The organism is Streptomyces sp. iso_384 (genome assembly GCF_056172905.1).
In genome coordinates this window covers 3,226,910-3,248,339 of the sequence record NZ_JBWBTT010000001.1, presented here as the reverse complement: position 1 = coordinate 3,248,339, position 21,430 = coordinate 3,226,910, and the positions used below count along the sequence as shown (strand labels likewise).

The following is a 21,430-nucleotide window of genomic DNA, read 5'->3' as shown; positions in this document are numbered from 1 at the left end:
CGTTCTTCGAGGTCCACCCGGATCTCCGTTTCACGAGCCCTGGGACGTCATGCAGATTCGCGACCTTCCGTATTCGGATCCCGGCGACCCCGATGTCCGTTCAGGCCCTCGATTCCTTTACTGGCTCGGGCGCAATCAGCTCGCCGGGCAGCTGAAGTCCCTCTCCTGGGGGCTGCTGCACCAGCTCGGCATCGCCGGTCTTCCGGTCACCGTGGGGCTCGCCGTCCAGGCCGTCATCGACCGCTCCGGCGGGCGGCTCGCGCTGGCCGGTGGCCTCATCCTGGCGCTCGGCGTCATGATCGCCGTCGGCGACACCATGCTCCACCGGACGGCCGTGACCAACTGGATCAGCGCCGCCGCCCGGGTCCAGCAACTGCTCGCCCGCAAGACCGCCGAGCTGGGCTCGGCGCTGACGCGGCGGGTCGCGGCCGGTGAGGTCGTCGCCGTGTCGACCGGCGACGTGGAGAAGATCGGCTGGTTCGTCGAGGCGCTCTCCCGCTTCGCGGCGGCCGCCACCGCCCTCGTGGTGATCTGTGTGGGCCTGGCCTTCTACCTCCCCTCCCTCGGCCTGATGGTGGCGTTCGCCATGCCGGTGCTCGCGCTGGCCGTGCTGCCGTTGCTGCCGCGCGCCACCCGGCGCGCCGACGAGCAGCGCGAGAAGGCGGGCAAGGCCACCGAGCTGGCCTCGGACACGGTCGCCGGACTGCGCGTGCTGCGCGGTATCGGCGGCGAGGAGCTGTTCCTCGGCCGCTACCGCCGCGCCTCCCAGGAGGTCCGCAGGGCGGCTGTGCGCAGTGCCCGGATGTGGGCGCTGATCTCGGCGGTGCAGGTGCTGCTGCCGGGCATCCTGCTGATCTCGCTGGTCTGGTACGGGGCGACGCTGGCCCGGGACGGCCGCATCGACGTCGGCCAGCTGGTCACCGTCTACAGCGCGGCCACGCTGATGCTGTTCCCCTTGCGTCACTTCGAGGAGATCGCGATGGCGTACTCCTTCTCGCGGCCGTCCGCCCAGCGTGCGGTGCGGGTGCTGTCGCTGCACCGCAGCACGCGGGAGGCCACCGTGGAGGGCGTGACGCCGATGGGCGATCTGTACGACCCGGCGACCGGTCTGATGGCCCCGCGGGGGCGGTTCACCGCCGTCGTCTGCGGCGACCCGGACGAGGCGGGCCGGCTGGCCGAACGGCTCGGCGGGCACGCGGAGACCGGCGAGGAGGACGGGGACGAGAAGGCGGCGGCTCCGTCCGTGCTGCTCGGCGCGGTCGCCCTGGACGAGATCCCGCTGGACACCGCACGGGCGGCGGTGCTGGTCCAGGACAAGGACCCGGTGCTGCTGTCCGGCACCCTCCAGGAGCTGCTGGACGTGCCGTCCTCCGGCCTGGTCACGGCGGAGGCGGCGTTGGAGGCGGCCCAGTGCGGTGATGTGCTGAGCGCCCTGGCGCAGGCCTCCCCCGACAACGACGGGGACCCGATGCGGACCCGGATCACCGAGCGCGGCCGGTCCCTGTCCGGCGGTCAGCGCCAGCGCCTGGCGCTGGCCCGGTCGCTGGTCACCGACCCGGAGGCGCTGGTGCTGGACGAGCCGACCTCGGCGGTCGACTCGCACACCGAGGCGCGGGTCGCCGCCGGGATCGCGAAGCTGCGCCAGGGGCGTACGACGGTGGCGTTCGCCTCGTCGCCGCTGCTGCTCGACGCCGCCGACCGGGTGGTCCTCGTCCACGAGGGCACCGTCGTCGCCGTGGGCGTCCACCGCGAACTGCTGCGTACCGAACCGCGCTACCGGGCGGTCGTCACCCGGGAGACCGACGACGAAGCGGCGGCGTGCGCACCGGACGCCGTGCCGGACATCGCGTCCGTACCCGCCGCGAAGAGCATCCAGGAAATCGAGGAGAGGGCATGATCGGCGTCGCACCCCCGGCGTACGACCCCGCGGCCCCGGAGTCGGCGACGACGCTGCCCGTGGGCACACCGACGACCGTGCGGAGTTACGTACGGAGTCTGCTGCGCCGGCACCGCGGGGCGTTCGTCGTCCTGATCGCGGTCAACGCGGTGGCGGTGATCGCCTCGATCACCGGACCGTATCTGCTGGGCGGACTGGTCGAGGACCTGTCGAACGGCGTCGCCGATCTGCATCTGGAGCGCACCGCCGCGATCTTCGCCGTCGCGCTGGTCGTCCAGGTCCTGTTCACCCGCTCCATGCGGCTGCGCGGGGCGATGCTGGGCGAGGAGATGCTCGCGGACCTGCGTGAGGACTTCCTCGTACGGTCCGTCGGGCTGCCGCCGGGCGTCCTGGAGCGGGCCGGGACGGGCGATCTGCTGTCCCGGATCACCACGGACATCGACCGGCTGGCGAACGCGATGCGTGAGGCCGTGCCGCAGCTGGCGATCGGCGTCGTGTGGGCCGGGCTGCTGCTCGGCGCGATGACGGTGACCGCTCCCCCGCTGGCGCTGGCCGTGCTGGTCGCGCTGCCGGTGCTGATCGTGGGCTGCCGCTGGTACTTCCGCCGGGCCCCTTCGGCGTACCGTTCGGAGGCCGCCGGTTACGCCGCCGTCGCCGCGATGCTCGCGGAGACCGTGGACGCCGGGCGGACCGTGGAGGCGCACCGCCTCGGCGACCGCCGGGTGGCGCTGTCGGACCGGCGGATCAAGGAGTGGACGGCCTGGGAGCGGTACACGCTGTTCCTGCGCTCGGTGCTGTTCCCCGTCATCAACGCGACGTACGTGACGATCCTCGGCGCGGTCCTGCTGCTCGGCGGCTGGTTCGTGCTGGAGGGCTGGATCACGGTCGGGCAGCTGACGACGGGTGCGTTGCTGGCCCAGATGATGGTCGACCCGATCGGTCTGATCCTGCGCTGGTACGACGAGCTCCAGGTGGCCCAGGTGTCGCTGGCCCGGCTGGTCGGCGTCCGGGAGATCGAGCCGGACGCGGGCGACGCCGGGGTGGGTCCGGACGGGCGCGACGTACGGGCGGACGAGGTCCGCTTCGGTTACCGGGAGGGCGTCGACGTCCTGCACCGGGTGTCGCTCGACGTGGCTCCGGGCACCCGGCTCGCCCTGGTCGGACCCTCCGGCGCGGGCAAGTCGACCCTGGGCCGGCTGCTGGCGGGGATCTACGCGCCGCGCACCGGTGAGGTGACGCTCGGCGGGGCGGAGCTGTCGCGGATGACGGCGGAGCGGGTCCGTGAGCATGTGGCCCTGGTCAACCAGGAGCACCATGTCTTCGTCGGCTCGCTCCGGGACAACCTGCTGCTGGCCCGCGACGGGGCGAAGGACGCCGAGCTGTGGGCGTCGCTGGCCGCGGTCGACGCGGACGGCTGGGCGAAGGTCCTGGACAAGGGGCTGGACACCGAGGTCGGTTCGGGCGGGTTCGCGCTGACCCCGGCGCAGGCCCAGCAGATCGCGCTGGCCCGTCTCGTCCTGGCCGATCCGCACACGCTGGTCCTGGACGAGGCGACCTCGCTGCTGGACCCGCGGGCCGCCCGTCACCTGGAGCGTTCACTGGCCCGGGTGCTGGAGGGCCGCACGGTGGTGGCCATCGCGCACCGGCTGCACACCGCGCACGACGCGGATGTGATCGCGGTGGTGGAGGACGGCCGGATCAGCGAGCTGGGCAGCCATGACGAACTGGTGGCGGCGGACGGCGCGTACGCCTCCCTGTGGCGGTCCTGGCACGGGTGAGCGGTCCGAACGGCCCGGGGTTCACCGGGCCGTTCGGGTGCGGTTGGGCTGGAGGAGCTGGTCGACGGGCGCGTGGTCGTCGGTGAGCACCCGGGCGTCCCCGGTCCAGGAGGCGAGGGCGTCTCCGGTGGTGATCCTCCAGCCGACGCCCCTGGCGTCCAGGGCCTCCTGGATCGCGGGGGCGTCGACCGGCCGGCCGGAGGCGACCACCACCAGATTGCCGCCGACGGTCGAAGCCGTCGGGTCCAGCCCGATGTCCGCCGGCTTTCCCACCAGCGCGACGTGCGGGAAGACCGAGGCGAGGGTGGCGACCTCGGCGCGGGCGAAGGCCAGTTCGCCGTGGTCGATGAGGTTGGCGACGTACAGTCCGTCCTCGTCGAGCGCCCGGCGTACGTCGCCCAGCGCCTGTGCCGTCGTGAGGTGCCACGGCACGCTGACGCCTCCGAAGGCGTCGCCGACGATCAGATCGCGGCTGCCCGCCGTCAGTCTCCGCAGGCCCAGCCGCCCGTCCTCCACCCGTACGTCGATACCGGTCGTGGCCGAAGGGCCGAGGCCGAACCGGTCGTGGTCGATGCGCACGACTCCGCCGTCGATCTCCGAGACGAGGCTCCGGGTGCCGGGGCGTGCGGCCGCGAGGTAGCGGGGGAAGGTGAGGCCGCCGCCCCCGATGTGGTGGGCGGTCAGCGGCTCGCCGTCGGGGAAGGCGGTGTCGACCACGGACGCGATGGCGCGGACGTAGGCGAACTTCAGATGTGCCGGGTCCTCGATGTCGACGTAGGAGTGGTTCAGGCCGTCCAGGACGAGCGTGCGGCCGCTGCTCCGGTCGGGGTCCGCGACGACCTGGGCGCAGTGGTAGCGGGTCTCCGCGTCGCAGCCGCCGGGGGCGAACGCGGTGGCGAGGGAGCCCGCGACGACGGTGGCGAGGGCCACGGCCGTGGCGCGCCGCCGCCGGGCCTGCCATCCGACGACGGCGGCACCGAGTACCAGCAGCGTTCCGAGACCGATCAGGATGGTGCTGACGGGCAGTCGGGAGACCAGGACGAATCCGGTGAGGACGGTGCCGACGATCGCTCCGAAGGTGCCCACGCCCGAGAGCCGTCCGACGACCGTGCCGGTCTCGGCGAGGCTGGTGAGCCGTAGCTTCGTGACGAACGGGGTCACCGCGGAGAGCAGTGCGCCGGGCACCAGGAGGGTCGCCGACGCGACCGGCAGAAGCAGGGCGGGCGACCACTCGGCGGTGGTGCGGAGCAGGAGCGGGGTGAGCGCGACGACCACACCCGACACCCCGAGCGCCGGGCCGATGAGCCGGTGCGGATCGACCTGGTCCGCGATGCGTCCGCCCAGCCAGGAGCCCAGTGCGATCGCGGTGAGGGCGATGCCGATCACCATCGTGCTGGTTTCCAGCGTGAGGCCGAGGTACGGGGCGAGCAGGCGCAGGGCGACGATCTCGACCACCAGAACCGCGGCCGAGGAGCCGAACACGAGCAACGCCGCGGTCCGGGGTCCCGGGCTCCGGTCGCGGGGCGGATCGTCTTCGCCTTTCCGGGAGTCGTCGGCCACGGGCGAGGAGGGCGTTGTGGTCACCGCAGCATCCTCGCACGCGGGCCGCGGCCGAACTCCCGCTGTGCCGAAGGGCGGAGAGGGCGCGAACACCCGTTCCCGCACCTCGCGAAAGATGCTTCCGGAAGACCGGTGCGGGCGGAAATCGCGGTGCGTTCCCGCCGGGGCCGGTGATCCAATGAGCCGGTGCGCAGCGACGAGAAGATCACGACCGTGGACCGTGGACGCTTTCCGGATGCCGTGACCCCGTGGGAGGACCCGGTCTGGCGGTCCGAGGCGCTCGACTGGGTGGCCGGCGGTCTCGCCGCCCACGGACTCGTGGAGTCGGGCCCCCGGCAGGTGCGCCTGCGCCCCTGGTCGGTGCTGGTGCGGCTGGCCGTCGCGGACCGAGCGCCGGTGTGGTTCAAGGCCGTTCCGCCCGCCGCGGCCTTCGAGGCCGGGCTCGCCGAAGCCCTGGCCCGCTGGGTTCCCGCGCATGTGCTGACACCGCTCGCCGTCGAGGCGGAGCGCGGCTGGATACTCGTCCCGGACGGCGGTCCGGTGCTGTGGGAGCTGCTCGAAGGACAGCCCGTCGACCCTGACCCCCGGTACTGGGAGGAGCCGCTGCGTCAGTACGCCGCGATGCAGCGGGCGCTGATTCCGTACGCGGACGAGATCGGGGCACTCGGGGTGCCGGCCGCCCGGCCGCGCGATCTGCCGACGCTGTTCGACCGGCTGGTCGCAAAGAACGCCGCGCTGACACCGGAGGACCGGGTGGCGCTGGCGGCCCTGCGGCCCCGGGTGGCGGACTGGTGCGAGGAGCTGGCGGCGGCGGGGGGGGGGCGGATTCGCTGGACCACGCCGATCTGCACGAGAAGCAGCTCTTCGCGCCCTCGCCGGGCCGGTTCACCTTCTTCGACTGGGGCGACGCGCTGGTCGGGCATCCGTTCCACAGCCTGCTGGTGCCCGCCCGGGCCGCCCGCGAGCGGTTCGGCCCCGAGGTGCTGCCCCGGCTGCGGGACGCCTATCTGGAGCCGTGGACCGGCGGGGGCGTCACGGCGGCCGGGCTGCGGCGTGCGGTGAGCCTGGCGTGGCGGCTCGCGCCGCTCGGCCGGGCCGCCTCGTGGGGGCGGATGTTCCCCGTACCGCCAGGTCTGTCGGCCACACCCGGGGACGCCGAGGCCGCCTACTGGCTGCGGGAGCTGTCCGTCGCCCCGCCGCTGTGAGCGGGCCCCCGTTCAACCCTGCCAGGAGGCGGATGCCGGGCCGTCCGGTGAGGATGAGGGGTGAATCACCCGGTAAACGGGGCAGGCGAGCGCAGAACCACGCAAGCCCGAGAAGGGACGCAGACCGTGGCACCACCCAGGATTCTCGTCGTCGGCGCCGGCTTCGCAGGCGTCGAGTGCGTACGCCGCCTGGAGCGCAGGCTCGCTCCGGGCGAGGCCCAGATCACGCTCGTCACACCGTTCTCCTACCAGCTGTATCTGCCGCTGCTCCCCCAGGTGGCCTCCGGGGTGCTCACCCCTCAGTCCGTCGCGGTGTCGCTGCGCCGCAGCCGCCGCCACCGGACCAGGATCGTGCCGGGCGGGGCGATCGGCGTGGACACCCGGGCGAAGGTCTGTGTGATCCGGAAGATCACGGACGAGATCGTGAACGAGCCGTACGACTACATCGTGCTGGCGGCGGGCAGCGTCACCCGGACCTTCGACATCCCCGGACTCCTGGACCACGCCCGGGGCATGAAGACGCTGGCCGAGGCGGCGTACGTCCGGGACCACGTGATCGCCCAGCTGGACCTGGCGGACGCCAGTCACGACGAGGCCGAGCGGGCCTCGCGGCTCCAGTTCGTGGTGGTCGGCGGCGGTTACGCGGGCACCGAGACGGCGGCCTGCCTCCAGCGGCTGACCACCAACGCGGTCCGGCACTATCCACGGCTGGACGCCCGGCTGATCAAGTGGCATCTGATCGACATCGCTCCCAAGCTGATGCCGGAGCTGGGCGACAAGCTCGGGCAGGCCGCCCTGGAGGTGCTCCGCAAGCGGAACATCGAGGTGTCGCTCGGGGTCTCGATCGCCAAGGCGGGGCCGGAGGAGGTCACGTTCACCGACGGCCGGGTGCTGCCCTGCCGGACCCTCATCTGGACCGCCGGAGTGGCGGCCAGCCCGCTGATCGCCACCCTCGGCGCGGAGACGGTACGCGGCCGGCTCGCGGTGACGCCGCAGCTGACGCTGCCGGGCTCGGACGGGGTGTTCTCGCTCGGCGACGCAGCTGCGGTGCCCGACCTGGCGAAGGGCGACGGGGCGGTCTGCCCGCCCACCGCGCAGCACGCGATGCGTCAGGGCCGGGTGCTCGCCGACAATCTGATCGCCTCGCTGCGCCGCCAGCCGCTCAAGGACTATGTGCACAAGGACCTGGGGCTCGTCGTGGACCTCGGCGGCAAGGACGCGGTGTCCAAGCCGCTGGGCATCGAGCTGCACGGGCTGCCCGCGCAGGCGGTGGCACGCGGCTACCACTGGTCGGCGCTGCGGACGAATGTCGCCAGGACCCGGGTCATGACGAACTGGATGCTGAACGCGGTCGCCGGCGACGACTTCGTACGGACCGGGTTCCAGTCCCGCAAGCCGGCGACGCTGCGGGACTTCGAGTACACGGACGTCTATCTGACGCCCGAGCAGATCAAGGAGCACATGGCGTCGACGGTCATCAAGCACTGACCGGCCGGACACCGCGGTGAGCGCGCCCCCCGCGTCCTTCGAAGGGCGGGGGGCGCGCTCAGCGCTGCCGGGACAGGACCGTCTCCACGGTGTCCGCCTCCTGTGCGGTCTTGTCCTCCCGGTAGCGCAGGACGCGGGCGAACCGCAGGGTGACGCCCGCCGGGTAGCGGGTGGAACGCTGGAGTCCGTCGTAGGCGATCTCCACGACGAGTTCCGGGCGTACGGTGACGACATGGCCGTCGTCGTCGGTGGCCAGCTCGCCCAGCTTCTCGGTCTGCCACTCCAGCAGGGCGTCCGTGAGCCCCTTGAAGGTCTTGCCGAGCATCGCGAACGTACCGTCGGGCCGCCGGGCGCCCAGGTGCAGGTTGGAGAGCTTGCCGGTGCGCCGGCCGCTGCCCCGCTCGACGGCCAGCACCACCAGGTCCAGGGTGTGCACCGGCTTCACCTTCAGCCAGGACGCGCCGCGGCGGCCCGCGCTGTAGGCGGCGGCCAGGTCCTTGACGACGACGCCCTCGTGGCCGCGGTCCAGGGTGCCGGCGAGGAAGGCGTCGGCGGCCGCGCGGGTGCCGGGGTCGTCCGGGTCGGTGACGAGGGTCCGGCCGACCCGCAGGTGCTCCGGGAGGAGCCGGGACAGGGCCGTGTGGCGGTCCGCGTAGGGCAGGTCGAGCAGGTCCTCGTCGTCGACGAGGAGCGCGTCGAAGAAGACCGGCACGACGGGCACGTGCGCCGCCGCTCCGGCCACGTCCCGCCGCGAGCCCACCCGGGAGGCGGTCTCCTGGAAGGGCCGGGGTCTGCCGTCCTCCCCCAGGGCGATCACCTCGCCGTCCAGGATGAAGCGGCCCGCCGGGAGGGCGGCGACGGCGGCGGTGAGCTCGGGCAGCCGGTCGGTGATGTCGTCGAGGGTCCGGGTGTAGGCGCGGATCCGGTCGCCGTCGCGGTGGACCTGCACCCGGATCCCGTCGAGCTTCTCCTCGACGGCGCACGGGCCCAGCTTGTCGAGGGCGTCCCCGACCGAGCCGGCCGTGTGCGCGAGCATCGGCTGGACGGGCCGCCCGACGGTGAGGCGGAAGGCGGCGAGCGCGTCGGGGCCCTCCGCGAGGAGCACCCCGGCGACCTCCTGGAGCGATCCGGCGAGCATCACGGCGCGGCGGACGTCGGCGGGCGGTGCTTCGGCGGCGCGGGCCAGGGCGTCGGCGGCGACGGCGTCCAGGGCCCCCTGGCGTACCTCGCCGGTGAGCAGGGCCCGCAGGAAGCGCTGTTCGTCCTCGGTTGCGGCGGCGAACAGGCCGCGCAGGCGCTCCTTGCGCCGGGCCTGGGAGCCGGGGCCGGACGTGGCGGCCAGGGCGGTCAGTTCGGCGTCGACACCGGTGACGGTGAGCGTGGGCTCCGGGGCCGGTTCGACGGGGTCCCCAAGGGTCCGCCATCCCACGCCGATACGGCCCTGGGGCAGCCGTCCGGCGAGGTACGGGATGACGACGGGGACGTCCTCGGGTCCGGCGTCCCGGAAGAGACCGGCCAGCAGCGCCACCTTCCGGGACCGGGCGGAGGTGGCGGCGACCTCCAGCGACACCTGGGCGAGCTCGGCGAGCAGCATGCGCCCATGGTGCTACGGGGCGGAGCGCGCCGCCCGCCGGAGAAGCACCGGGCACGCCGCCCGCAGACCGGGCGGGCGAGGCGTCATGCGCCGTGCCGACCGGCCGGGCGAGCCGTCATACGTCGTGCCGACCGGCCGGGCGAGGCGTCATACGTCGTGCCGACCGGCCGGGCGAGCCGTCATATGTAGTTGAGGGCGGCGGCCCCGCCCACTCCCCCGAGCACCATGAAGGCGGGCATCAGCACCTTCATCTCCACCCAGCTGCCGGCCCGGAAGCGCATGGCCTTCGGCGGGCCGATCGGGTACCAGCGCTTGCGGCCGATCGGGATGGGCCACAGGATCGGGCAGCCCGAGACGGTCAGCGCGTCGCCGATGTCGTGGACGAGGGCCCCGAGCACGATGGGCAGACCGAGCCACATGTACTCCTGGCCGGGGGCGTCGAACAGCCAGTCGGCCCCGTGGCCGGGCTGGTCGAGAACGCCGGCCAGGATCCAGGCGCTGGTCGCGCCGAGCAGCCACACCAGGACGTCGCTGGAGACGCGGGCGGCCCGCCAGAGCAGGCCCTCGACGGCCAGCACGAGGTGGACGAAGAGGATCGCGAGAACGGCCCAGCGTCCGCCGAAGATCGCCGCGGCGGAACAGCCGCCGCCGATGAGAACGGCCCAGAGCCAGGTGTGGGTCAGGGTCCGGTGGCCGCCGGTGCGGCGCGGGTCGCCGGCACTCCTGGTGGCCTTGTAGACGGCGAAGGAGAGCTTGTCGACGATCTCGCAGAGGGCCTTGGAGACCGGGCCGAAGGCGCGCGAGATGGTCGCGGACTTGTGGTCGAGGTCGGGGGCGAGCGCGGCGCCCGCGCAGATCAGCGCCCCGACGACGAGGACGGGCCAGGGCATCGTGTGGCCCGCGGCGGCGGCCGCCGCGCCCACCCCCAGCCAGGCCGCCGCCCCTGACAGAGAGTGTGCCGGTCCCATCATGGTCTGTCCCGCCCCCAGTGGTTCGTGCGCCCATCACCGGTACGGCGCGGGCAGGTTGAGACCGCAGCGTATCGTCCGTGATCTTCGTGCCGTCCGCCGGTTCCCTCATCCGGGCGGAAGACAGGCAAGATGGGGGGCGTGACCCTCATCGACCAGCTTCCCCAGACCGCCGACCCGGACGCCCTCTTCGAGGCCTTCTCCTCATGGACCGAGAGCCAGGGCATCACGCTTTATCCGGCTCAGGAGGAGGCGCTGATCGAGGTGGTCTCCGGAGCGAACGTGATCCTGTCCACCCCGACCGGCTCCGGCAAGAGCCTGGTGGCGGCGGCCGCGCACTTCACCGCGCTGGCGCAGGACAAGGTCACCTTCTACACGGCGCCGATCAAGGCGCTGGTGTCGGAGAAGTTCTTCGACCTGTGCAAGCTCTTCGGCACCGAGAACGTCGGCATGCTCACCGGCGACGCCTCGGTCAACGCGGACGCCCCGGTGATCTGCTGTACGGCCGAGGTGCTGGCCTCCATCGCGCTGCGCGACGGCAAGTACGCCGACATCGGCCAGGTCGTGATGGACGAGTTCCACTTCTACGCCGAGCCGGACCGCGGCTGGGCCTGGCAGATTCCGCTGCTGGAGCTGCCGCAGGCGCAGTTCGTGCTGATGTCGGCGACGCTCGGCGACGTCTCGATGTTCGAGAAGGACCTGACCCGGCGCACCGGCCGCCCCACCTCCGTGGTGCGCTCGGCGACCCGCCCGGTGCCGCTGAGCTACGAGTACCGCTTCACGCCGATCACCGAGACGCTGACCGAGCTGCTGGACACCCGGCAGTCGCCGGTCTACATCGTGCACTTCACGCAGGCGGCGGCCGTCGAGCGGGCGCAGTCGCTGATGAGCATCAACATGTGCACGAAGGAGGAGAAGGAGAAGATCGCCGATCTGATCGGCAGCTTCCGCTTCACCACCAAGTTCGGCCAGAACCTCTCCCGTTACGTACGCCACGGCATCGGCGTGCACCACGCGGGCATGCTGCCCAAGTACCGCCGTCTGGTGGAGAAGCTGGCCCAGGCGGGTCTGCTGAAGGTGATCTGCGGGACGGACACGCTCGGCGTCGGCGTCAACGTCCCCATCCGTACGGTGCTGTTCACGGCGCTCACCAAGTACGACGGCACCCGGGTGCGGACCCTGCGCGCGCGGGAGTTCCACCAGATCGCGGGCCGCGCCGGGCGGGCCGGCTTCGACACGGCGGGCTTCGTCGTGGCGCAGGCCCCCGAGCACGTCATCGAGAACGAGAAGGCCGTCAAGAAGGCGGGCGACGACCCGAAGAAGAAGCGCAAGGTCGTCCGCAAGAAGGCCCCGGAGGGCTTCGTCGCCTGGTCGGAGACCACCTTCGACAAGCTGATCCAGTCCGAGCCCGAGCCGCTGAACTCCCGTTTCCGGGTGACGCACACGATGCTGCTCGCGGTCATCGCCCGTCCCGGCAACGCGTTCGAGGCGATGCGGCATCTGCTGGAGGACAACCACGAGCCGCGCCGGGCGCAGTTGCGGCACATCCGGCGTGCCATCGCGATCTACCGTTCGCTGCTGGACGGCGGTGTGGTGGAGCAGTTGGAGACGCCGGACGCCGAGGGCCGGATCGTGCGGCTGACGGTGGATCTCCAGCAGGACTTCGCGCTGAACCAGCCGCTGTCCACGTTCGCGCTGGCCGCGTTCGACCTGCTGGACGCCGAATCGCCGTCGTACGCGCTGGACATGGTCTCGGTCGTCGAGTCGACGCTGGACGATCCCCGGCAGATCCTGGCCGCCCAGCAGAACAAGGCGCGCGGCGAGGCCGTAGGGCAGATGAAGGCGGACGGGGTCGAGTACGAGGAGCGGATGGAGCGGCTGCAGGAGGTCACGTACCCGAAGCCGCTGAGCGAGCTGCTGTGGCACGCCTACGACGTGTACCGCACGAGCCACCCGTGGGTGAACGACCACCCGGTGTCGCCGAAGTCGGTGATCCGGGACATGTACGAGCGCGCCATGACGTTCACGGAGTTCACCTCGCACTACGAGCTGGCCCGGACCGAGGGCATCGTGCTGCGGTATCTGGCGAGCGCGTACAAGGCACTGGAGCACACGATCCCGGACGACGTGAAGTCGGAGGACCTCCAGGACCTGATCTCCTGGCTGGGCGAGATGGTGCGTCAGGTGGACTCCAGTCTGCTGGACGAGTGGGAGCAGCTGGCCAACCCCGAGGTGGAGACCGCCGAGCAGGCCCAGGAGAAGGCGGACGAGGTCAAGCCGGTCACGGCCAACCCCCGCGCCTTCCGGGTGCTGGTGCGCAACGCGATGTTCCGCCGGGTGGAGCTGGCCGCGCTGGACCGGGCCGGCGCGCTGGGCGAGCTGGACGGCGACTCCGGGTGGGACGAGGACGCGTGGGGCGAGGCGCTGGACGCGTACTGGGACGCGCACGAGGAGATCGGGACCGGTCCGGACGCGCGCGGGCCGAAGCTGCTGAAGATCGAGGAGGATCCGGCGCACGGGCTGTGGCGGGTCTGGCAGGCGTTCGCCGACCCGGCGGGCGATCACGACTGGGGCATCAAGGCCGAGGTGGATCTCGCCGCGTCCGACGAGGAGGGCCGGGCGGTCGTCCGGGTCACCGAGGTCGGCCAGCTGTGAGCAGCCCATCGGTACGGGAGTGGAGAGTTACGGCATGACGAATCCGGCCGAGCGTCTGGTCGATCTGCTCGACCTGGAGCGGATCGAGGTCAACATCTTCCGCGGCCGCAGCCCGCAGGAGTCCCTGCAGCGGGTCTTCGGCGGGCAGGTCGCGGGCCAGGCGCTGGTGGCGGCGGGCCGGACGACCGACGGGGAGCGGCCGGTGCACTCGCTGCACGCCTATTTCCTGCGGCCGGGGCGGCCCGGGGTGCCGATCGTCTATCAGGTGGAGCGGGTGCGGGACGGGCGGTCCTTCACCACCCGGCGGGTGACGGCCGTGCAGGAGGGCCGGACGATCTTCAACCTGACGGCGTCCTTCCACCGCCCCGAGGAGGCGGGCTTCGAGCACCAGCTGCCGCCGGCCCGGATCGTCCCGGACCCGGAGGAGCTGCCGACGGTCGCCGAGGAGGTGCGCGAGCACCTGGGCGCGCTGCCGGAGGCGCTGGAGCGGATGGCCCGGCGGCAGCCCTTCGACATCCGTTACGTCGACCGGCTGCGCTGGACGAAGGGCGAGGTCAAGGACGCCGATCCGCGGAGCGCGGTGTGGATGCGGGCGGTGGGCCCGCTGGGCGACGACCCGCTGGTGCACACCTGCGCGCTGACGTACGCGAGCGACATGACGCTGCTGGACGCGGTCCGTATCCCGGTGGAGCCGCTGTGGGGGCCCCGCGGCTTCGACATGGCGTCCCTGGATCACGCCATGTGGTTCCACCGGCCGTTCCGGGCGGACGAGTGGTTCCTGTACGACCAGGAGTCGCCGATCGCGACGGGCGGCCGGGGGCTGGCGCGGGGGCGGATCTACGACCGTTCGGGGCAGCTGCTGGTGTCGGTGGTGCAGGAGGGGCTGTTCCGGCGGCTGGAGCCGTAGCAGCGCTCCGGCTCAGGTGCCGGGCAGCGGGTCCTGGTCGACCTCGTGGCGGCGGGTGCGGATGTCCGGCGGCGCGGGGTGCAGCTTGGCGTCGCAGGACGGTCCGAGGCCGGCCCGGCGCGAGTCGGTCCCGGTGAGGGGGCGGCCGCAGAGCCGGCAGCGGACGAGGCGGCGGCGCCGGGGCTGCTCGTCCGCCGTGTCCCGGGCGACGGTTCCGTCGGCCCCGGGCAGCGGTTCGGGGAAGGTTTCGGGAGTATCCACTCCTTGATCCTCCCAGTACGGCTCCGTGGCGGCGGCACGTGTCTGTTCCGCCGGGTTCATCGCCGGGCGTCCGGTTTGCCGAACGGGGCCGGGGCCGCGTTACTGGAGTGAGCCCCGGGCCGCCGGCCGGGCACAGCTCCGTGCGACGGGGCCGGGAGCCGCGGAGGTGCCGGGATGGACATGATCCACATCCGCGCGGTGAGCCCGCCGGACCTGACCGACGAGGTCGTCGGCCGGCTCTCGGGCGACCCCTGCGTCCTCAATCTCATCGTCCAGCGCGACGCCGCCCGCAATCCCGACGGCGACTCCATCGCCTGCGACGTGCTGACGGGGGCGGCCAACGACGTGCTGCACCGGCTGCGCGCCGTCCACCTCGACCAGCGGGGCTCCCTCGTCATCGAACCGGTCGACATGGCGTTCTCCGGCGCGGCCACCAAAGGCGGGCAGCGCGAGCTGGGGCCGCTGAGCCGGGCGCCGGTCTGGGAGCAGGTCGAGGCACGCATCCGGTCCGGCGGACGGTATCCGCCCAGCTTCTATCTCTATCTGGTCATCGCCGGTCTGATCGGTTCGGTCGGCATCGTCACCAACTCGCAGATCCTGATCGTGGGGGCGATGGTCGTCGGGCCGGAGTACGGCGCCATCGTCAGCGTGGCGCTGGGGATCGACCGGGGCCGCCGGGCCATGGTGCGCGGCGGGCTGGCCGCCCTGGGCGCCGGCTTTCTCCTCACCATCGTGATCACCTTCCTCTTCGCCCTCCTCATCCGCGGTTTCGGGCTGGAGTCGGAGGCCTTCGAGCGGGGGCTGCGGCCCGTCTCCAATCTCATCAACACACCGAACTTCTTCTCGGTGGCCGTCGCCACCCTGGCCGGGATCGTCGGGATCGTGTCGCTCACCGAGGCCAGGACGAGCGCCCTGCTCGGGGTGTTCATCTCCGTGACGACGATCCCGGCCGCCGCGGACATCGCCGTCTCCACCGCGTTCACCAGCTGGTCCGACGTACAGGGCTCGGCCATCCAGCTCGTGGTGAACATCCTGGTGCTGATCGTGGTGGGCACCGCAACGCTCAAGGCCCAGCGGGCGCTCTGGCGGCGGGTCGGCCTGCGGCGCGACCGTGCACGCCGGCTCGCCGCAGAGGTCTGACGCACTGACGAAGACGCCCGACACCCTCCGGAAGGGGCACCTCATGGACCGGGAAGCCGCCACACCGCACGCGACACCGGCCGAACGGGCGGCGCTGGGCAAGGCCGCGCGCCGGTCCGCTCCGCGGTCGAGCCACGCGGAGTTCACGCCGTCGCCGCACCGCCCCGACCCGCTGACCGTCCTCGAAGCGCAGTCCGCCGAACGGGTGCCCGAACTGGTACCGATCCGCTACGCCCGGATGACCGAGTCCCCGTTCCGCTTCTACCGGGGCGCGGCCGCCCTGATGGCAGCCGACCTGGCGGGCAGCCCTGACTCGGGGATCCGGGCGCAGCTGTGCGGCGACGCCCACCTGCTGAACTTCCGGCTGCTGGCATCGCCCGAGCGGAATCTGCTCTTCGACATCAACGACTTCGACGAGACGCTGCCGGGCCCCTGGGAATGGGACGTCAAACGGCTGGCGGCCAGTCTCGTCATCGCGGGGCGGGCGAACGGCTTCACGGACCGGGAGCGGGCCGGGATCGTCCGGGCGGCGGTCGGCTCGTACCGGGAGGCGATGGCCGCGTTCGCCGGGATGCGCAATCTGGATGTGTGGTACGCGCGGACCGACGCCGAGCGGCTGCGTTCGGTGGCCGCGGAGCAGTTGGGCGGCCGGGGGCGCAGGAATGTCGACCGGGCGCTGGGCAAGGCCCGTACCAAGGACAGCCGGCAGGCCTTCGGCAAGCTCGCCGAGGTGGTCGACGGGCGGCTCCGGATCGCCCCGGACCCGCCGATGGTCGTGCCCCTCACCGATCTGATGCCCGGGGTGGGGCGCGCGGAGATCCACCGGCGGTTCGCCGGTCTGGTGGCGGGCTACGCCAGGAGTCTGGTGTCCGACCGGCGCAGTCTGCTGGAGGATTTCACGCTGGTGGACGTGGCCCGGAAGGTCGTCGGTGTGGGCAGTGTCGGCACCCGGTGCTGGATCATCCTGCTGCTCGGCAGGGACGGCGGGGATCCGCTGTTCCTGCAGGCCAAGGAGGCCGGATACTCGGTGCTGGCCGAGCACACCGGGGCGAGCCGGTACGCGAACCAGGGCGAGCGGGTCGTCGCGGGCCAGCGGCTGATGCAGGCCTCCAGCGACATCTTCCTCGGCTGGGAGCGGGCCGATGGCATCGACGGCGAGAGCCGGGACTTCTATGTGCGTCAGTTGCGCGACTGGAAGGGCATCGCGGAGCCGGAGTCGATGGTGCCGAAGGGGATGCGGGCGTTCGGCGAGGTGTGCGGCGCCACGCTGGCCCGTGCCCACGCCAGGTCGGGTGACCGGATCGCCATCGCGGCCTATCTGGGGCGCGGGGACGTCTTCGACCGGGCGCTCGCCACGTTCGCGGAGTCGTACGCGGACCGCAACGAGGTCGATCACCGGGCGCTGGTGGACGCGGTGGCCTCCGGGCGGCTGCCGGCGGACGGCTCGGCGGGGCGCGCGGGCGACAGCGCGAACGGTCTTCCGGGGCCGGGCGGCTGACCTTCCGCACCGGCGGGCGTGTCCCGGCGGCCGGGCGGCGCCCGGCCCGCCGGTGCGTGGTATCCCGACGTGAACCCGTGGGGACGCGTCCCCTTCCCGGGGGTCGTCACGCCGAGGAGTCGAGATCATGCCGGCCACACCTTCGGGCCCACCCGTCGCCGCGCCCGAGGACCCGTACGCGCCGGTCCGTACGCGGAGGTACGCGGGGCTGCTGCTGATGGCGGCGCTCCTCGGGGTGCCCGTCTCGGCGATCGCGTTCGGCTTCCTCGCCCTGGTCTCGGAGCTTCAGTCGCTGACGTACACGGAGCTGCCGAGGGCGCTGGGCTTCGAGGCGACGCCGTCGTGGTGGCCCGTACCGCTGCTCGGGATCGCCGGTCTCCTGGTCGGGCTCACCGTCCGCCGGCTGCCGGGCGGGGGCGGGCACCGGCCGGCGGAGGGGCTGGTGCCCACCGGAGCGCCGGCCGCGGTGGATCTGCCCGGTATCACGCTCGCGGCGCTGCTCTCACTGGGGTTGGGCGCCGTGCTCGGGCCGGAGGCACCCCTGATCGCGCTGGGCGGCGGGCTGGCCGTCTGGGCGGCGGGCCGCGTCAAGCGGGACCTGACGCCGGACGCGCGGGCGCTGGTCGGGGCCTCGGGGAGTTTCGCCGCGGTGAGCGCGCTGCTGGGGTCGCCGCTGCTCGGCGCGTTCCTGCTGATGGAGGTGTCGGGCCTGGCCGGGCCGATGCTGGGCGTGGTCCTGGTGCCGGGGCTGCTCTCCGCGGGGGTCGGGGCGCTGATCTTCACGGGGCTGGGTTCCTGGACGGGGCTCGGCACCTACTCCCTGGCCTTGGGCGAGGTTCCGTCGGCGGCGGGCCCGGGCGTCGCCGGGTTCGGATGGGCGCTGGTCCTCGGTGTGGCGGCGGCCTTCGCGGGTGCGGGCATCCGCCGGCTGTCGCTGGCACTGCAGGAACGCGTGGAGCGGCGGACGGTGGTGGCCACGGCGGTGATGGGGCTGGTCGTCGGCGGGCTCGCGCTGGTGTACGCCGAGATCTCGGGCAAGGACGCGTCCGAGGTGCTGTACTCGGGCGAACACGAGCTGGGCCATCTCCTGACCGGGAGCGCCGCGTACTCGGTGGGCGCGCTGGTGCTGCTCATCGTCTGCAAGTCGCTCGCCTACTGCGCCTCGTTGAGCTGTCTCCGGGGCGGCCCGGTCTTTCCGGCGATGTTCGTGGGCGCGGTCGGCGGTATCGCGCTGTCCCATCTGCCGGGGCTGGATCTCACGGCCGGGTTCGCCATGGGTGTCGGGGCCATGTGTGTGGCGATGCTGCGGCTGCCGATGACCTCGGTGCTCCTGGCGACGCTGCTGCTGGGCAAGGAGGGGCTCACCGTGATGCCGCTGGTGATCGTGGCGGTGGTGGTGGCGTACGTGGTCACGCTCCGGCTGACGCCCGCGCCGGTGGACAGGGCGGGGCCGGAAGCGGTGTGATCTTCCTGTGGGTTACCTCCCGGCTCCTGCTTCTGTTTCGTGAAAGGACCCTCCCATGACCGAGATCGTCCATGTGTCCGCACCCGAGCTGGTCACGTACGCCGACGACCTGGCCGGTCTCCTGGCCGAGACCGTCGATGAGGGGTCCTCGGTGGGTTTCCTGGCCCCGCTGGACCGGGAGGCGGCCGCCGTCTGGTGGCGGGAGCGGGCGGCCGCGGTGGAGGCGGGAAGCATCGGGATCTGGATCGCCCGGGAGGGCGGGAAGGTCTCCGGGACGATCGCCCTGGTCCGCGCTCCGCTGCCGAACGCCCGGCACCGCGCGGAGGTCGCCAAGCTGATGGTCCGCCCCTCCGCCCGTGGTCAGGGGCTCGGCGGGGCGCTGCTGGCCGCCGTCGAGGCGTACGCGGCGACCGAGGGCATCACGCTGCTGATCCTGGACACCGAGAGCGGCAGCCTGGCCGAGCAGGTCTACTGCAAGGCGGGGTGGACGAAGGTCGGGAGCGTGCCGGGATACGCGGCGGATCCGGCGGGCATCCTCAAGCCGACGACCTTCTACTACAAGGAGCTCGCCGCTCCGTGAGCGGCGGGCGGCACAATGTGCACCACCACGCAATGATCAGGGAGAGCTTCATGACGCTGCACGACATTCCGCTGCGCACCCTCACGGGCGAGCCGACCACGCTGGGCGCGTACAGCGGCCGGACCGTCCTGTTGGTGAACGTGGCCTCCAAGTGCGGGCTCACCCCGCAGTACGAGGGCCTGGAGCGGCTGCAGCAGAACTACGGGGACCGGGGCCTGACCGTGCTCGGTGTTCCGTGCAACCAGTTCGCCGGGCAGGAGCCGGGCAGTGCGGAGGAGATCCAGACCTTCTGCTCGACGACGTACGGGGTCACCTTCCCGCTGCTGGAGAAGATCGACGTCAACGGTGCGGACCGGCATCCGCTGTACGCGGAGCTGACGCAGCTGGCCGACGCGGACGGGGAGGCCGGGGACGTCCAGTGGAACTTCGAGAAGTTCGTGATCTCGCCGGCCGGTGAGCCGGTGGCCCGGATCCGGCCGCGCTCGGAGCCGGAGTCCACCGAGGTCGTGGCGGCGATCGAGGCGCAGCTGCCGGGCTGAGTGCGCGCGGGGGCGGTCCGGAGCACACGTTCCGGGCCGCCCCCCTTTTTGGCCCTCACGGCCGGAGACACCCCGCAGGCACTGTTGTGGGGCGGTGCGATCGCGATCGTGAAGGGCAGGGGCCAGGACGCGGCGACCGAGTTCGCGCTGCACACGACGACCGTCCGGGCCACCACTTCCGAGTACTTCGCGGCACGCGCGCCGCCTCCGTCCACCACCGCGGGGCTGTCCGCACCGGAGGTCGCCAAGGACACCTTCACCACGGAGCGGACCGGGAAGATCACCAGGACCGCGACCGGTAGCCCCTTCTGGCAGTTCGCCCAGAGCACGCAGATCGACGAGGCCGCCGCCAAGCACGTACGGGCCGTCCTCGTCGGCAGGGAGAAGCCGAAGGACGCGATGGTGGAGGCCCGCGAGGAGGTCACCGCGCTCATCACGCGCTGAGCCGGGGCCGCCGCTCCCTCCGGAGGAGCGGCGGCCCGGTCTTCCAGGTACGGGGTCAGCGGATCGGCATGCCCGAGAGCGTGCGGGCGATCACCAGGCGCTGGATCTCGCTGGTGCCCTCGAAGATGGTGTAGATGGCCGCGTCGCGGTGCATGCGCTCGACCGGGTACTCGCGGGTGAATCCGTTGCCGCCGAGGATCTGGATGGCCTGCGCGGTGACGTCCCGGGCGGTCTCGCTCGCGTAGAGCTTCGACATGGAGCCCTCGGCGGAGGTGAACGGCTTGCCGGTGGTGGCCATCCAGGAGGCGCGCCAGACCAGCAGCCGGGCCGCGTCGATGCGGGTGCGCATGTCGGCGAGCTGGAAGGCGATGCCCTGGTTGTCGATGATCGGGCGGCCGAACTGGCTGCGGGTCTTCGCGTAGTCGAGGGCGACCTCGTAGGCGGCGCGGGCGGTGCCGACGGCCATCGCGCCGACGGCCGGGCGGGAGGCCTCGAAGGTGGCCATGGCCGCGTTCTTGACCCGCTCGCCGCCGGCCTTGGCGCGCTCCCGGGCTCGGGCGAGGCGCTCGTCGAGCTTCTGCTTGCCGCCGAGCAGGCAGTGGCCGGGGATACGGACGTCCTCCAGGACCACCTCGGCGGTGTGCGAGGCGCGGATGCCGTGCTTCTTGAACTTCTGGCCCTGGGAGAGGCCGGGGGTGTTCGGGGGCACGATGAAGGAGGCGTGCCCCTTGGAGCCGATGTCGGGGTCGACGACGGCGACGACGACGTGGACGTTGGCTATGCCGCCGTTGGTCGCCCAGGTCTTGGTGCCGTTGAGGACCCACTCGTCCTTGGCCTCGTCGTAGACGGCCCGGGTGCGCATCGAGGCGACGTCGGATCCGGCGTCGGGCTCGGAGGAGCAGAAGGCGGCGACCTTCACGTCGTCGGCGTCGCCGTACATCTGCGGGATCCAGGTGCCGATCTGCTCCTCGGTGCCGTTGGCGAGGACGCCGACGGCCGCCAGGCCCGTACCGACGATCGACAGGGCGATGCCCGCGTCGCCCCAGAAGAGCTCTTCCATGGCCATGGGGATGCCGAGCCCCGTAGGGTCGAAGAACTGCTGGGCGTAGAAGTCGAGCGAGTAGATGCCGACCTTGGCCGCTTCCTGGATGACGGGCCAGGGCGTTTCCTCACGCTCGTCCCACTCCGAGGCGGCGGGGCGGATGACATCCGCCGCGAAGCCGTGGAGCCACTCCTTGACCTGCTTCTGGTCGTCGTTGAGCTCAAGCGTGAACTCGGCCATGTTCCCCTCCAGGCACTGCGGCGAGAATGCGTGCGTTACTTGCGGTAACCACAGTCTGTTACTGGCAAGTAGGCACTGTCAACCGCCTCGGAGCCGATCAAGCGCCCGCCCTGAGGAGTGTTACGTTGCGCGGGCGTGCAAGAGCGGTGCGACGGCACCGCGTGGCCAG

The 21,430-nt window shown here is 72.3% G+C and carries 16 protein-coding genes and 1 pseudogene; 12 read left to right on the top strand and 5 right to left on the bottom strand.

Going from position 1 to position 21,430, the window contains the following annotated elements:
• Positions 1-49: 49 nt before the first annotated feature.
• Both AC0VY3_RS14490 and AC0VY3_RS14485 read left to right on the top strand, forming a co-directional pair.
• Complete coding sequence (locus tag AC0VY3_RS14490; protein ID WP_475549732.1) at positions 50-1,897, top strand: ABC transporter transmembrane domain-containing protein; 1,848 nt, start codon at positions 50-52, stop codon at positions 1,895-1,897.
• Positions 1,894-3,675, top strand: coding sequence for an ABC transporter ATP-binding protein (locus AC0VY3_RS14485; protein WP_103511552.1), 1,782 nt, complete (start codon positions 1,894-1,896; stop codon positions 3,673-3,675). The genes AC0VY3_RS14490 and AC0VY3_RS14485 overlap by 4 nt, the downstream gene beginning before the upstream one ends.
• A 21-nt stretch (positions 3,676-3,696) precedes the next feature.
• On the opposite strand, the gene AC0VY3_RS14480 is transcribed toward AC0VY3_RS14485, so the two are convergent.
• Positions 3,697-5,259: a fused MFS/spermidine synthase gene (locus AC0VY3_RS14480; protein ID WP_475549731.1), complete on the bottom strand. Its 1,563-nt coding sequence runs from the start codon at positions 5,257-5,259 to the stop codon at positions 3,697-3,699.
• Positions 5,260-5,421: 162 nt separating this feature from the next.
• Here AC0VY3_RS14480 and AC0VY3_RS14475 point away from each other — a divergent pair.
• Both AC0VY3_RS14475 and AC0VY3_RS14470 read left to right on the top strand, forming a co-directional pair.
• A pseudogene (locus AC0VY3_RS14475) lies at positions 5,422-6,440 on the top strand (phosphotransferase).
• A gap of 126 nt (positions 6,441-6,566) precedes the next feature.
• Positions 6,567-7,928 carry an NAD(P)/FAD-dependent oxidoreductase gene (locus AC0VY3_RS14470; RefSeq protein WP_475549730.1) on the top strand — a complete coding sequence of 454 codons (1,362 nt, stop codon included), beginning with the start codon at positions 6,567-6,569 and terminating at the stop codon, positions 7,926-7,928.
• A 58-nt stretch (positions 7,929-7,986) separates the two neighbouring features.
• Here AC0VY3_RS14470 and AC0VY3_RS14465 read toward each other — a convergent pair whose 3' ends face one another.
• Together AC0VY3_RS14465 and AC0VY3_RS14460 are read right to left on the bottom strand one after the other, a co-directional pair.
• Positions 7,987-9,522, bottom strand: coding sequence for an ATP-dependent DNA ligase (locus tag AC0VY3_RS14465; protein ID WP_475549729.1), 1,536 nt, complete (start codon positions 9,520-9,522; stop codon positions 7,987-7,989).
• A 179-nt stretch (positions 9,523-9,701) separates the two neighbouring features.
• Entirely contained in the window at positions 9,702-10,493 is a 792-nt protein-coding gene (locus tag AC0VY3_RS14460; protein WP_103511557.1) for a metal-dependent hydrolase, read from the bottom strand.
• 138 nt (positions 10,494-10,631) lie between these two features.
• Between AC0VY3_RS14460 and AC0VY3_RS14455 the strand changes: the two genes are divergently transcribed.
• Positions 10,632-13,145: a DEAD/DEAH box helicase gene (locus AC0VY3_RS14455; protein ID WP_242740215.1), complete on the top strand. Its 2,514-nt coding sequence runs from the start codon at positions 10,632-10,634 to the stop codon at positions 13,143-13,145.
• A gap of 34 nt (positions 13,146-13,179) precedes the next feature.
• Positions 13,180-14,052: an acyl-CoA thioesterase gene (locus tag AC0VY3_RS14450; RefSeq protein ID WP_475549728.1), complete on the top strand. Its 873-nt coding sequence runs from the start codon at positions 13,180-13,182 to the stop codon at positions 14,050-14,052.
• 12 nt (positions 14,053-14,064) lie between these two features.
• On the opposite strand, the gene AC0VY3_RS14445 is transcribed toward AC0VY3_RS14450, so the two are convergent.
• A complete protein-coding gene (locus AC0VY3_RS14445; protein ID WP_103511577.1) occupies positions 14,065-14,313 on the bottom strand; it encodes a DUF6011 domain-containing protein in 249 nt (82 codons plus the stop codon).
• Positions 14,314-14,487: 174 nt separating this feature from the next.
• Between AC0VY3_RS14445 and AC0VY3_RS14440 the strand changes: the two genes are divergently transcribed.
• The 6 genes from AC0VY3_RS14440 (at position 14,488) to AC0VY3_RS14415 (ending at position 19,979) form a co-directional block, all read left to right on the top strand.
• Positions 14,488-15,453, top strand: coding sequence for a DUF389 domain-containing protein (locus AC0VY3_RS14440; RefSeq protein ID WP_103511559.1), 966 nt, complete (start codon positions 14,488-14,490; stop codon positions 15,451-15,453).
• 43 nt (positions 15,454-15,496) lie between these two features.
• Positions 15,497-16,951, top strand: coding sequence for a DUF2252 domain-containing protein (locus tag AC0VY3_RS14435; RefSeq protein WP_475549727.1), 1,455 nt, complete (start codon positions 15,497-15,499; stop codon positions 16,949-16,951).
• 127 nt (positions 16,952-17,078) lie between these two features.
• Positions 17,079-18,416 (top strand): chloride channel protein, encoded by a 1,338-nt coding sequence (locus AC0VY3_RS14430; RefSeq protein ID WP_103511561.1) that lies wholly within the window; start codon positions 17,079-17,081, stop codon positions 18,414-18,416.
• A 55-nt stretch (positions 18,417-18,471) separates the two neighbouring features.
• On the top strand, positions 18,472-18,996 hold the full coding sequence (locus AC0VY3_RS14425; RefSeq protein WP_103511562.1) for a GNAT family N-acetyltransferase: 525 nt from the start codon (positions 18,472-18,474) through the stop codon (positions 18,994-18,996).
• Positions 18,997-19,046: 50 nt separating this feature from the next.
• The gene (locus tag AC0VY3_RS14420) at positions 19,047-19,535 is read left to right on the top strand and encodes a glutathione peroxidase (protein WP_103511578.1); all 489 of its coding nucleotides are present in this window, start codon (positions 19,047-19,049) and stop codon (positions 19,533-19,535) included.
• Between the two features lie 108 nt (positions 19,536-19,643).
• Positions 19,644-19,979 (top strand): hypothetical protein, encoded by a 336-nt coding sequence (locus AC0VY3_RS14415; RefSeq protein ID WP_475549726.1) that lies wholly within the window; start codon positions 19,644-19,646, stop codon positions 19,977-19,979.
• Positions 19,980-20,034: 55 nt separating this feature from the next.
• On the opposite strand, the gene AC0VY3_RS14410 is transcribed toward AC0VY3_RS14415, so the two are convergent.
• Positions 20,035-21,261 carry an acyl-CoA dehydrogenase family protein gene (locus AC0VY3_RS14410; protein ID WP_103511563.1) on the bottom strand — a complete coding sequence of 409 codons (1,227 nt, stop codon included), beginning with the start codon at positions 21,259-21,261 and terminating at the stop codon, positions 20,035-20,037.
• Between the last annotated feature and the right edge of the window lie 169 nt (positions 21,262-21,430).